This window comes from Iodobacter sp. CM08, assembly GCF_033446605.1.
Lineage (GTDB): Bacteria > Pseudomonadota > Gammaproteobacteria > Burkholderiales > Chitinibacteraceae > Iodobacter.
On record NZ_JAWQUO010000036.1, the window covers coordinates 38335 to 50008 of the forward strand.

Annotated in this window: 11 protein-coding genes; 6 read left to right on the forward strand and 5 right to left on the reverse strand. The window is 49.2% G+C overall.

The genetic code is table 11. From position 1 onward, the window contains the following. The first annotated feature begins 144 nt into the window (after positions 1–144). Together R6242_RS17765 and R6242_RS17770 are read left to right on the forward strand one after the other, a co-directional pair. Positions 145–1122, forward strand: a complete 978-nt coding sequence (locus R6242_RS17765; RefSeq protein WP_318429384.1) for a Gfo/Idh/MocA family oxidoreductase — start codon at positions 145–147, stop codon at positions 1120–1122. 211 nt (positions 1123–1333) lie between these two features. Next, complete coding sequence (locus tag R6242_RS17770) at positions 1334–2467, forward strand: M14-type cytosolic carboxypeptidase (RefSeq protein WP_293937409.1); 1134 nt, start codon at positions 1334–1336, stop codon at positions 2465–2467. A 48-nt stretch (positions 2468–2515) separates the two neighbouring features. Here the strand turns inward: R6242_RS17770 and ltaE are convergent, their stop codons facing one another. The 3 genes from ltaE to R6242_RS17785 all read right to left on the reverse strand — a co-directional run bounded on the left by ltaE (position 2516) and on the right by R6242_RS17785 (position 5139). Next, entirely contained in the window at positions 2516–3547 is a 1032-nt protein-coding gene (gene ltaE / locus R6242_RS17775) for a low-specificity L-threonine aldolase (protein ID WP_318429389.1), read from the reverse strand. A gap of 168 nt (positions 3548–3715) precedes the next feature. Further along, positions 3716–4366 carry a thiol:disulfide interchange protein DsbA/DsbL gene (locus tag R6242_RS17780; protein ID WP_318429391.1) on the reverse strand — a complete coding sequence of 217 codons (651 nt, stop codon included), beginning with the start codon at positions 4364–4366 and terminating at the stop codon, positions 3716–3718. 116 nt (positions 4367–4482) lie between these two features. Beyond that, positions 4483–5139: an SPOR domain-containing protein gene (locus tag R6242_RS17785; protein ID WP_293937416.1), complete on the reverse strand. Its 657-nt coding sequence runs from the start codon at positions 5137–5139 to the stop codon at positions 4483–4485. Between the two features lie 493 nt (positions 5140–5632). On the opposite strand from R6242_RS17785, the gene argH reads away from it, so the two are divergent. Together argH and R6242_RS17795 are read left to right on the forward strand one after the other, a co-directional pair. Further along, positions 5633–7021, forward strand: coding sequence for an argininosuccinate lyase (gene argH, locus R6242_RS17790; RefSeq protein ID WP_293937418.1), 1389 nt, complete (start codon positions 5633–5635; stop codon positions 7019–7021). Between the two features lie 109 nt (positions 7022–7130). Further along, the gene (locus R6242_RS17795) at positions 7131–7586 is read left to right on the forward strand and encodes a GNAT family N-acetyltransferase (protein ID WP_318429399.1); all 456 of its coding nucleotides are present in this window, start codon (positions 7131–7133) and stop codon (positions 7584–7586) included. Here the strand turns inward: R6242_RS17795 and R6242_RS17800 are convergent. Further along, positions 7583–8056, reverse strand: a complete 474-nt coding sequence (locus tag R6242_RS17800; RefSeq protein WP_293937422.1) for an HPP family protein — start codon at positions 8054–8056, stop codon at positions 7583–7585. The two genes, R6242_RS17795 and R6242_RS17800, sit on opposite strands and share 4 nt — an antisense overlap. A 71-nt stretch (positions 8057–8127) precedes the next feature. After that, the gene (locus R6242_RS17805; RefSeq protein WP_318429402.1) at positions 8128–8676 is read right to left on the reverse strand and encodes a TetR/AcrR family transcriptional regulator; all 549 of its coding nucleotides are present in this window, start codon (positions 8674–8676) and stop codon (positions 8128–8130) included. Positions 8677–8991: 315 nt separating this feature from the next. Here R6242_RS17805 and R6242_RS17810 point away from each other — a divergent pair, with 315 nt between their 5' ends. Next, positions 8992–10245 carry a D-amino acid dehydrogenase gene (locus tag R6242_RS17810; RefSeq protein ID WP_318429405.1) on the forward strand — a complete coding sequence of 418 codons (1254 nt, stop codon included), beginning with the start codon at positions 8992–8994 and terminating at the stop codon, positions 10243–10245. Positions 10246–10420: 175 nt separating this feature from the next. Continuing rightward, positions 10421–11425, forward strand: a complete 1005-nt coding sequence (gene hemB, locus R6242_RS17815; protein WP_318429408.1) for a porphobilinogen synthase — start codon at positions 10421–10423, stop codon at positions 11423–11425. Positions 11426–11674: the final 249 nt, after the last annotated feature.

The window sequence follows — 11674 nt, forward strand, 5'->3', positions numbered from 1 at the left end:
ATTGTAGGGCGTTAATAAAGCCAAGCGTTTTTTGCTTGGCTGCATTACGCCGCATGGCTTGGCTCTCAAGGTGCAATGCGTCTGAATAAAGCCTCAGACTTATTGCACCCTACAGTTTGTGTCATCTCTTAATAAAGGCGCTCAATGACTATTCGTTTTGGGATTATCGGCACTGGCCATATCGCTCATCGCTTTGCTCAGGGTTTGGCTTTGATTTCGGGCGAGGCCCAGCTTGCTGCCGTATGGAACCGCAATCAAGCTAAGGCGGCTGCTTTTGCTGATCAGTACGGTGGGGTGGTGCATCAAAGCGTGGATGATTTGCTCGCCAGCGATATCGATGCGGTCTATATCGCCACGCCCCATACCAGCCATACTGAGTACAGTATGGCTGCGATGAAGGCGGGTAAGGCGGTGCTTTGCGAGAAGCCTGCGGCGACCAGCCTTGCCGAGCTGGAACGCGTGCTGGATGTGGCGACGCAAACCGGCCAGTTGTTTATGGAGGCAATGAAGCCGGGGTTTTATCCTCTGTATCAGCGTTTGCGTGAGCACTTATTAAACGATCCGATCGGGCCGATTGCTTTTGTGCGTTGCGGCTTTGCCAGCCCCAATGTGGCCGCAGATCATGCCGTGCTCAAGCCCGAAATGGCAGGTGGTGGCCTTTTGGATATTGGCATTTATGGCGCGTTTTTAGCGGTAGATTGGCTGGGCGGCGTGCAAGAAGTGCAGGCTTTGGGGCGGCTGAATGGCGGGGTGGATACTTTTGCCAGCATCAATAGTCAGCACAGCGGTGGCATCAGCCAGCTTTACTGCGGTCTGGATCTAGCCGGATCGGGTGAGGCCATGCTGGCTGGGCCGGATGGGCATGTGGTATTGGATGAAAAATGGTGGAACCCGACAGGCGCGACCATTTTTTATAAAGATGGCCGTAAAGTCAGGCTGGAAGCGCCACTTGTAGGCTCGGGCCTGCAATACGAAACCGCTCATTTTTGCCATTTACTGACCACAGGCCAAAGCGAAAGCCCGCTAATGCCTTACGCTCATTCCAGAGCCATGATAGCCATGATGGACGCAGCCAGAGCCGAGCTAGGCCTAGTCTATCCGTTTGAAGTAACAGGCCGCTAATCTTTATTAATAAACCCAAATCTTGAAACACGGAGGGCACAGAGAACACGGAGTCTCACGGAGAAAACCAATCAATTTCATTCCAAACGAAGAAGCTAAATAATCGTCATTCACGTTTGCTTTTCTCCGTGGCTCTCTGTGTTCTCCTTAACTCCGTGTTTCAAGATTTGAGTTTTTTTAGCTTCAATATTTTCTATTTTAGGATCGCATTATGTTAAAAATTTCCAGCCAGTTTGATTCTGGCGCGATTGAAGTGGTCAGCCTTGCTGATGCACAAAACATTCATCTGAATATCCGTAGTGATAATGCTTCGCCATTTAGCCAGTGGTTTCACTTTCGGCTGCTTGGGGCTAAAGACCAAGACTGTGTGATTCATTTTGATAATGCAGCCAGCAGCGCTTATCCCGATGGCTGGCCTGATTATAATGCCGTGGCCAGTTACGACACCGAGAACTGGTTCCGCGTGGCCAGTGATTACGATGGCAAAACTTTGCGCATCCACCATCGCCCAGAGCGTGAATCGGTGTTCTACGCTTACTTTGAGCCTTACTCTTGGGAGCGCCATATGCGCTTGATTGGCGAGGCGGTAGAAGCTTCTCCCCTGTGCGAGCTGGTGCATTTAGGTAGCACGCTGGATGGCCGTGATATGGATTTGCTGCGTGTTGGTGTGGAAATGCCAGGTAAGAAAAAGATCTGGATTACGGCGCGCCAGCATCCTGGTGAATCAATGGCAGAGTGGTTTGTTGAAGGCCTACTGGAAACACTGCTCGACCCAGAAAATAGCGTAGCCCGTGTACTGTTGGAAAAAGCCGTGTTCTATATTGTGCCAAACATGAACCCAGATGGCAGCGTGCGCGGTAATTTGCGTACCAATGCGGCGGGGGCCAATTTGAACCGTGAATGGTCAACGCCAAGCATGGAGCGCAGCCCAGAAGTCTTCTTGGTGCGCCAGATGATGCTGGAAACCGGTATCGATGCCTTTTTGGATGTGCACGGCGATGAGGCGATTCCGCATAATTTTGTGGCGGGCTGTGACGATAACGCATCGTTTTCTAAGCACCAAGACGCGCTGCAAACGGCATTTAAAGCCTCATGGCTGGCGACTTGCCCAGATTTTCAGACTGAATTTGGCTACGAAAAAGGCAAGTTTGGCCCAGAAACACTGACGATTGGTACTAACTGGGTAGGCGATGCCTTTGATTGCTTGGCTTACACCATTGAAATGCCATTTAAAGACACCGCAAAACGCCCATTGCCCGAAGTGGGCTGGAACGGCGAGCGTAGCCGTCAATTTGGCGCTAGCGTATTGTTGCCTTTGCTAGCGGTTGTGGATAAGTTAAGGTAATTAAGATCAAGTGGGCACAAGATTGTGCCCACTTCTTAAAGTGAAATATTAAGCTGCTGCTAGCGCTTCTTTCATGGCCGCAATGACCCTATCAATCTCTGCCCTGCCGATTTGCCAGTGGCAAACAAAGCGCCATTGGCCCGCTTCTGTGCCATTAGATTTAATGCCACATTCGCTTAGATGTGCCAGTATTTTGGCTTCATCTACTGGCTGAGTGATCTCAAAAAACACCATATTGATTTGCAGCTGATCGGTGCAGACTTGCACATTAGGTAGCTCGGCCAGTTTTTTGCCTAGATATTGGGCGTTGGCGTGGTCTTCACCTAAGCGCTGGGTCATTTCTGTGAGTGCTAATAGTGCAGGAGCGGCCAGCACACCTGCTTGTCGCCAGCCGCCACCCAGTAATTTACGTTTTTTGCGGGCGATTTCAATAAAGGTTTTGTCCCCAGCTAGGATCGATCCTACCGGCGCTGCCAAGCCCTTGGATAAGCAGCACATCACGCTATCCGCATATTGGGTAATTTGCTTTACATCCACGCCCAAACTGGTGGCGGCATTAAAGACCCGAGCGCCGTCTAAGTGGACTTTTAGCCCCGATGTTTGTGCTGTTTCCCAGATTTCTTGCATGGCAGCCAGTGGAATAACACGACCGCTAGAGTGGGCGTTTTCCATGCAAATGAGCCGAGTGCGTGGCAGATGGATATCGCCTTCGGGGCGAATACGGCGGCGAACTTGGCTTGCGTCCAGCACACCATTTACTGTGGGAATAGGGCGCAGATTTACCCCTGCAATCACCGCTGCACCGCCCACTTCATGCCAAACAATATGGCTGTCTTCGCCTAAAATGACTTCATCACCGCGCTCGCAATGGGTAAACAGTGCGAGCTGATTACCAAAGGTGCCGGTGGGCACAAATAGCGCCGCCTCAAAGCCCAGTATGCCTGCGGCAAGGCGCTCAAGCTCGTTCACGGTTTCGTCATCGCCATAAACATCATCGCCCACCACTGCATTCATCATGGCGGTACGCATTGCATTTGTAGGCTGGGTGACGGTATCACTACGCAGATCGATCCATTGCATGTTAAAGCTCCATATAAAGCAGCATTGCGCCGCAGGCGCTGCTTGTCTGCCTCTCCCATTTGGGGAAAGGGCTAGGGGAGAGGGAAATCTGGTGCAAGCCATTTGATTATTCAAGGCGTAAAAAACGCCCCGATTAATTAGCTCGGGGCGTTTTGGTATTTAGCAAGCTTATTTCTTTTTTGCTGCCGCTGGCTTATCTAGCGCAAGCAGTTGATCGATCACTTGAGTAATGGTGCCGTCTTCCTTGCCTACCATCGCTGGGCTGGTGACGTATTTGCCATTCACTACAAACATGGGTACGCCATCTACTTGGTAATCACGCGTCATTTGCGCAAGCTTATTTAGCTGAGCACTGCTGCTAAATGAGTTGTATTGAGCTTTGAACTTTGCAACATCAATGCCTTGTTTTTTGATCCAGTCAAATAACACATCTTCTTTACGTAGCTCAATACGATCTTTTTGCACCGCAGTCATTACCGCAAGCTGCTGCTTAGCTTCCAAGCCCATGGCTTGTAGGGCGATAAAGATCTTGGTGTGGCCTTCCATATCGCTACGGCCTGGCCAAGCGACGTGGATACGGCGGAAATTAACATTAGCGGGTAATTTGCCTGCCCAGTCTTCTACATAGGGGGCAACGGTAAAGCAGTGTGGGCAGCCATACCAGAAAAACTCAATAACTTCGCTTTTGCCAGCCACTGCAACTGCCTGTGGCTTTGCCATTTTTTTGTATTCCACACCTTCGCGGATTTCTGCATGCGCAAGGCTGGCTGCCAAAAGAGTGGTAGAGATAAGTAAGCGTTTGAGCCAAGTATTCAACATAAACTGATCCTGAAAGTTATTTCAACACCATTTAAAAACGATCACTTCCATGGCTACGCAGCGTGAGCCCTGTGTATTGCTTGCCTTGTCGTTCTCGTTGCTAACTGTTTTTGAAATTATTTAACCACGGCGCTATCTACGCCATTGGATTTGAGTTGTGAGCGGGCGCTTTCTAATTCATTGCTAGAGTTAAATGGCCCAAGACGAACACGGTGCCAAATTCCTTTGCCTGGAATATCGCTGGTTTGGATACGGGCTTCAACGCCAAGTAATGCCAGCTTGGCCTTAAGATTATCTGCATCTTGCTCATTTTGGAATGCGCCAATTTGTAAATAAGCCCCTTTGGGGACTTCTACTTTTACCGGTGGGCTGGCTTCTGGTTTTTTAGGTTCTACCGGCTTAGCCACTTCGGCAGGTTTTTTGTCTGCAAGTTCCGGCAGCATCTTATAAAAATCGAATCGTTCACCATTCTCGCTTTTAGCTGCGGATGCGGTTGGCACTGGGGTTACAATCACCACATCATTTTTGCCACCAGGCGAAAGGACTTCTGGCTGCTGCGGTGCAACACCGAGCGGCGCAGAGGAGATCGCATCTGCAGGCGTTGTGCTGGCTTTTCCTGCAAAAGGATTGGCACTACGGTTTAAAAATACGGCCACCGCTACGGCCACTGCAACACCGCCAAATAAGCCTATGAGTAAGCCCGTGAGCAAGGATCCACCACCGCCGCTTTTGCGGCCGTTAGGATTGTTGCTGCTGCGTGTTGTTTTTTTCATGTCTCTAGACATTGCTGTTAGGGCCTCCGGTGTGGCGCTGCACCGTGTTTATAATGATTGGGCAGATTGGCCTATGCGCTTGGCACGGGTTCCAATTCTTAAACGGGGTAAATTAACAAGATACATTGCTAATATTATTTGAAGATTTTAGTGTCTTTTTTATGATGAAAGCGCGGCTTTTTTATCTATACAGCATTTTTTATACCACTACTTCTATATGCTGCGGATTATACGGCCCTTTAGCCTTTTGGAGCAGTCGTAGTGCTTAGTTTTTTATAAGTTAATTCCCATTGTTACAGGGTAATTCCTTAAGGCATAAGTAATAATCTACTTTGCTTCTGTTGCTTACTCAGTATAGGTTCCTTATTGGGCTCGCTACATACCATCCTTGATAAATAATTTGAGTCGTTCCTTTATTCAACGGAAATTTTACGTATTGTTGATGCGGGCAGATATAATTTGCTCTAAATCTAGATTCAATCAGGAAACAAACATGCAAGATCAGGGCAAAAAGATGTGGTCTGGCCGTTTTAACGAGCCGGTTACCGAACTCGTTAAGCGTTATACCGCCTCAGTAGATTTTGATAAACGCATGGCTGAAGTGGATATTCAAGGCTCTTTAGCGCACGCCACCATGCTGAATAAAGTGGGTGTGCTATCGATCGAAGACCTGAAATCCATTCAGGGCGGCATGGCCGATATCCTGAATGAGATCCGTGAAGGCACGTTTGAATGGAGTCTAGATTTAGAAGACGTGCATATGAATATCGAGCGCCGTCTGACGCAAATGATCGGCGATGCGGGTAAACGCCTGCACACTGGCCGTAGCCGTAATGATCAGGTTGCCACCGATATTCGCCTGTATCTGCGCGGCGCTATCGATTTGCTGGTGGGTTTGATTCACGAGTTACAAGCATCGCTGATCGATCTGGCTGAAAAAAACGCCTCTACCGTGATGCCAGGCTTTACCCATTTGCAAGTGGCGCAGCCCGTTACATTTGGCCACCATATGATGGCTTATGTAGAAATGCTGGGCCGCGACTCCGAGCGTTTTATTGATGCGCGTAAGCGTGTGAATCGCCTGCCGCTTGGCTCGGCGGCATTGGCGGGTACTACTTATCCGATTGATAGGGAATACACCGCTAAATTGCTGGGCTTTGATGAAGTCTGCCAAAACTCGCTGGATGCCGTATCAGACCGTGATTTTGCGATTGAATTTACTGCTGCTGCAGCACTGGTGATGACGCATTTGTCGCGTTTATCTGAGGAGCTGATTCTGTGGATGAGCCCACGCTATGGCTTTATTGATATTGCCGATCGCTTTTGCACTGGCAGCTCCATCATGCCGCAAAAGAAAAACCCCGATGTGCCAGAGTTGGTGCGCGGCAAAACGGGCCGAGTTAATGGTAGCTTGATTTCTTTGCTGACTTTAATGAAAGGCCAGCCACTGGCTTACAATAAAGACAATCAGGAAGATAAAGAACCGCTGTTTGATACGGTAGATACCTTGACTGATACTCTCAGAATTTATGCGGACATGATGCGCGGTATTACCGTAAAACCAGAAGCGATGGTGCGTGCGGTGAAGCAGGGCTTCTCTACCGCAACCGATCTGGCGGATTATCTGGTTAAGCGTGGTATTCCTTTCCGTGATGCGCATGAGGCCGTGGCTTTGGCCGTGCGATATGCCGAGCAAAAGCATAAAGACCTTGGCGATTTGCAATTGGTCGAGCTGCAAAGCTTTTCACCGCTGATTGGTGAAGATATCTTTGAAGTGCTGACGCTAGAAGGCTCTTTAAATGCACGTAACCACGTGGGCGGCACTGCGCCATTCCAAGTACTAGTGCAAATTGCTAAATGGCGTGAAAAACTAGGCTGCTAGTTTTCATTAATCTCTGTGTCTACAGGTTTGAAGTTTTTTTGATGGAAAAACTTGTGTGGAATGAGTACAAATAGGCTGCTTCGGCAGCCTTTTTTTTAGGGGGTTCATTATGGAACTGCAATGGCGTTGGTTTGGTTTGGCAGATTTTGATCCGCTGACTCTTTATGCTTATTTAAAATTGCGTCAAGACGTGTTTATTGTTGAGCAAAACTGCGTGTATCCCGATATGGATCAATACGATGCCGTTTCTCAACATTTACTCGGTTTGGATGAACAGGGCCGCGTTTTAGCCAGCTTGCGCCTAGTGCCACCGGGCCTTAAATATGCCGAGCCATCGATAGGCCGCGTGATTACTCACCCAGATGCAAGGCGTGGTGGCACGGGGTCTAAGTTGGTGGCTGAGGGCTTGCGGATGTCTAGCCAGCTTTATCCACAGCAAGGCCACCGCATTGGTGCGCAAGCGCATTTACAAGCTTTTTATGCCTTGTTTGGCTTTGTGACGATTGGGCAGGAATATTTGGAAGACGATATTCCGCATATCGATATGCTGATTGCGGCGGCTTAAATTTTACGTACGGTGGGATAAGGCTTCCCTGTTGCACGGTGGTAAAGCGTGGCCATCAGCACCAGTAGAATGGCTCCGCTGGCAACGGGGGTGAGTAAAAACCACGCACTTAATGGCTTGGCTGCTAGAAAAAATAGCAGCGGATTGGCCCCTGCGGGTGGGTGAGTGGTTTTGCTCAGCACCATGGCAGCAATGGCAACCCCAACGGCCATTGCTGCAAATAAAGGCGTGTTGGGGGCAAATGTATAAAAAATAAACCCTAGGCTGGCGCTGATTAAATGCCCACCAATCACGTTTCGCGGCTGCGATAGTGGCGCGTCTGGCAGTGCAAAAAGCAGTACGCAAGAAGCGCCAAACGGCGCCATGATTAAAGCTGCCATGCCAAATTGGCTAAGGCTAGCGAGTAGCAGAATGGCTAAAAATCCACCTGATCCAGCTAGTAGCGCATGCTTTATAGTCTGTTTATCCATGTTTATCACTTTGAAGATACCAAACGATTGGTATGTTTTTTGTAGTTAAATATTAGCTTTGCCGCAAGGGTTTAAGCACAGAGCCTTAGTAGCGCTTGCTGCTGGCGCTGTAGTGGCTCGATATTGCCGTTAATGCGATACATTAAAATGCAGCCTTGTACGATGGCGAGCGCATCTTCGCTAAGTGCTTTAGCTTTATTGCTAGGGTAAAAAGCATTAAAAGCTTGGTAGTAGCAGCTTTGCCACTTACTGAAAAAATCTAGAATACCCTGCTTAAAAGGCCCTTCCCCCGCAGTTATTTCCAAGCTTAAATTGGCGAGTAAACAACCATTAGGGTGCTGCCAAAAAAACTCCTCAATTGCCAAATTAAACGCAGCAAGACTGGTGGCTGGCTGATGAGAGTTTATTTGGGCAAAGATATGCTCATCAAAATAGGCTTCTAGCTCTAGCAAGGTGGCTAAGCCCAGTGCTTCTTTGCTGGCAAAGTGATGGTAGAGACTGCCTTTGCTAATGCCGCAGGCTTGGACAATTTCACCGATGCTGGTCGCCGCATAGCCTTTCATCCTAAAAAGGGCGGTGGCTTGCTCGACGAGTTGTTGCCTAGTGACGGGCTTTGCCATGGGATGCTCTGCTAAAAATACAAACCAATCGTACGGTATGTTTTTATTTTTGGCAAGTGATTGGCAGATAATAGGCATAAAGCCTTTATAAACGGATCAAGCTCGTTTAGGTGTAAAGCTTATGCTAACTAATCATTTTTATTGGCAATTAAATTGCTGATATGTATAAAAATAGGGTTTATCGTTTCTTTATTTATTTGATTAAGGAATAAATACCCAAATATACTTATGCAAGGGGAATCACCTATCGCTGAACCTATCCCCCAGCGGTAAGCTGCAAACAGAAATCACCCAGTGGGTTAAGGATTAAATACTATGCAAGTCATTGTAATCGGAGCTGGCGTTGTCGGCGTAGCAACTGCGCACTACCTGCGCGCAGCAGGATGCGAAGTCACCGTACTAGAACAACTAGACGGGCCTGCAACCGAAACGAGCTTTGCCAATGCGGGCCAAGTATCCCCTGGATACGCTGCACCTTGGGCTGCGCCGGGCATTCCGTGGAAAGCTGTTAAGTGGCTGACCCAGCCGCATTCCCCGCTCAAAATTCGCCCTGATGGCAGCTTGTTTCAGCTGTCGTGGATGGCAAGAATGTTGGCCAATTGCACACATAGTGCTTACGAGCGTAATAAAGGCCGCATGGTGCCCTTGGCAGAATATAGCCGTGATTGCTTGCGTGATTTACGTGAAGAGCTGGATCTGCAATATGAGCAGCGCAGCCTTGGCACTTTGCAGGTGTTTCGCACCGCTAAGCAGTTAGAAGCGGCACAACGCGATTCAGATATCTTAAGCGCGATTGGCGTGCCAAATCATTTGCTGGATGCACAAGGCTTAGTCAATGTAGAGCCAGCCTTGGCACGGGTGCCGAGCAAATTAGTGGGTGCTTTGCAATTGCCAAATGATGAAACCGGCGACTGCAAAATGTTTACCGATAAGCTGGCGGCGCGTTGTGAAGCAGCGGGTGTAGTGTTCCGCTACGGCGTAACGGTTGAGCGTCTGATTGCGGCTAATCAGCAGATTAAGCAAGTACAGCTGAAGGGTGGTGAGGTACTGAATGCTGATCATGTGGTGTTGGCCGCAGGCTGCACATCACGCGCCTTGGCCTTGCCACTTGGTTTGGATTTGCCGGTTTATCCGGTAAAGGGCTATTCACTCACTATTCCTTTGAAAAATGCCGACGCTGCACCACGCTCTACCGTGCTGGATGAGAGCTATAAAATTGCGCTGACCCGTTTTGATTCGCGCCTGCGTGTAGGTGGCATGGCTGAAGTAGCGGGTTACGATAGGCATCTGGATATGGGCCGCGTTGCCACGCTGGCTATGGTCACCAATGACCTATTCCCTGATGCCGGTGACACCAGTAAGGGCGAGCCTTGGACGGGTTTACGTCCAATGACACCGGATGGCACGCCGCTGGTTGGGGGTACAAGGTATCCCAATCTGTGGCTGAATACAGGCCACGGTACACTCGGCTGGACCATGGCCTGCGGCTCTGGCCGCGTACTGGCTGATTTGATTACTAAGAAAACCCCTGAGATTGAAAGCAGTGGTTTGGCTTTAGCACGGTATTGATTATTTAAATGTAGGGTGGGCAAGTTTTTATGCCCACGCATAGATTAATAATGCGTGGGCACAAGGTCGTGCTCACGCTACAGTATGTATTTTTTTCATGTTTTGTCAGCATTGCTCAATCTTCCTTTCTGAATCTTCGCTAAAATAAGCGCACTTATTTGTTTGGTGGCGCCTTATGCATAGCAATCGCTCGTTCCCTACTACCCGTTTACGCCGTATGCGACACGATGATTTTTCCCGCCGCATGATGCGCGAAAATCATCTCACTGCCAGTAATCTGATTTTGCCGGTGTTTGTTTTAGATGGCGAAAATCGCACAGAGGCGATTGCATCTATGCCTGGTGTGAGCCGTCAGAGTCTGGATCAGCTGTTTTATACGGCTGAGCAGGCGGTTAAGCTAGGCGTACCTGCTTTGGCATTGTTCCCCGTGATTGAGCAAGACTTAAAAACACTGGATGCGGCAGAGGCATGGAGCCCAAATGGCTTGGTACCACGCGTAGTGCGTGAGTTAAAAGCACGTTTTCCGGAGCTGGGTCTGATCACAGATGGTGCACTCGACCCGTATACCATTCACGGTCAGGACGGCATTATTGATGCCAATGGTTATGTTCTAAATGAAGAAACCGTGGCTGCGCTGGTTAAGCAAGCACTTTGCCATGCTGAGGCGGGTGTCGATATTATTGCGCCGTCAGACATGATGGATGGGCGGATTGGCGCGATTCGTAAGGCTTTGGATGCCCAAGATTTTATCCACACCCGCATCATGGCCTACTCGGCTAAGTACGCATCGGCCTTTTATGGCCCTTTCCGCGATGCCGTTGGCTCGGCAGCGAATCTGGGTAAGGCCGATAAAAAGACTTACCAAATGGACCCAGCTAATCTGAACGAAGCCTTGCATGAAGTGGCGCTGGATCTGGCCGAGGGCGCAGATATGGTGATGGTGAAGCCGGGTATGCCTTACTTGGATGTGGTACGCCGAGTAAAAGACGAATTCGCCGCACCGACTTTTGTTTATCAAGTGTCAGGCGAATACGCCATGCTCAAAGCCGCCGCACAAAACGGCTGGTTAAATGAAGAAGCTGTGGTGCTGGAAAGCTTAATGGGCTTTAAACGCGCTGGTGCAGATGGGATTCTGACTTACTTTGCATTGGATGCGGCGCGGTGGCTGGCGGGGAAGTGATTGCTTAGGGGGATGCCCAGTACGAGATAATTGGTTTGTTTTGTTCTTGGCAAACAAAGAAAACATACTATCCACAATCTTGGCGTAGGGCTTAAAAATCCCCTTGAAGCACGCCGAAGCGAGGAATGGTAATCCCCCCACAAAACCAGCTCATTTTTAAGTAGAATTTTCTCGCAGTGTTTGAGGAGCTCTACATGAAAGCAGCACGCTATTCCGACAGCCAAATTATGGCGATTTTAAAGCAAGCCG

Excerpts from the sequence above, each read along its gene's own strand:
- R6242_RS17765 (WP_318429384.1), top strand. The coding sequence starts at position 145 with ATGACTATTCGTTTTGGGATTATCGGCACTGGCCATATCGCTCATCGC.
- R6242_RS17770 (WP_293937409.1), top strand. The coding sequence starts at position 1,334 with ATGTTAAAAATTTCCAGCCAGTTTGATTCTGGCGCGATTGAAGTGGTC.
- ltaE (WP_318429389.1), bottom strand. The coding sequence starts at position 3,547 with ATGCAATGGATCGATCTGCGTAGTGATACCGTCACCCAGCCTACAAAT.
- R6242_RS17780 (WP_318429391.1), bottom strand. The coding sequence starts at position 4,366 with ATGTTGAATACTTGGCTCAAACGCTTACTTATCTCTACCACTCTTTTG.
- R6242_RS17785 (WP_293937416.1), bottom strand. The coding sequence starts at position 5,139 with ATGAAAAAAACAACACGCAGCAGCAACAATCCTAACGGCCGCAAAAGC.
- argH (WP_293937418.1), top strand. The coding sequence starts at position 5,633 with ATGCAAGATCAGGGCAAAAAGATGTGGTCTGGCCGTTTTAACGAGCCG.
- R6242_RS17795 (WP_318429399.1), top strand. The coding sequence starts at position 7,131 with ATGGAACTGCAATGGCGTTGGTTTGGTTTGGCAGATTTTGATCCGCTG.
- R6242_RS17800 (WP_293937422.1), bottom strand. The coding sequence starts at position 8,056 with ATGGATAAACAGACTATAAAGCATGCGCTACTAGCTGGATCAGGTGGA.
- R6242_RS17805 (WP_318429402.1), bottom strand. The coding sequence starts at position 8,676 with ATGGCAAAGCCCGTCACTAGGCAACAACTCGTCGAGCAAGCCACCGCC.
- R6242_RS17810 (WP_318429405.1), top strand. The coding sequence starts at position 8,992 with ATGCAAGTCATTGTAATCGGAGCTGGCGTTGTCGGCGTAGCAACTGCG.
- hemB (WP_318429408.1), top strand. The coding sequence starts at position 10,421 with ATGCATAGCAATCGCTCGTTCCCTACTACCCGTTTACGCCGTATGCGA.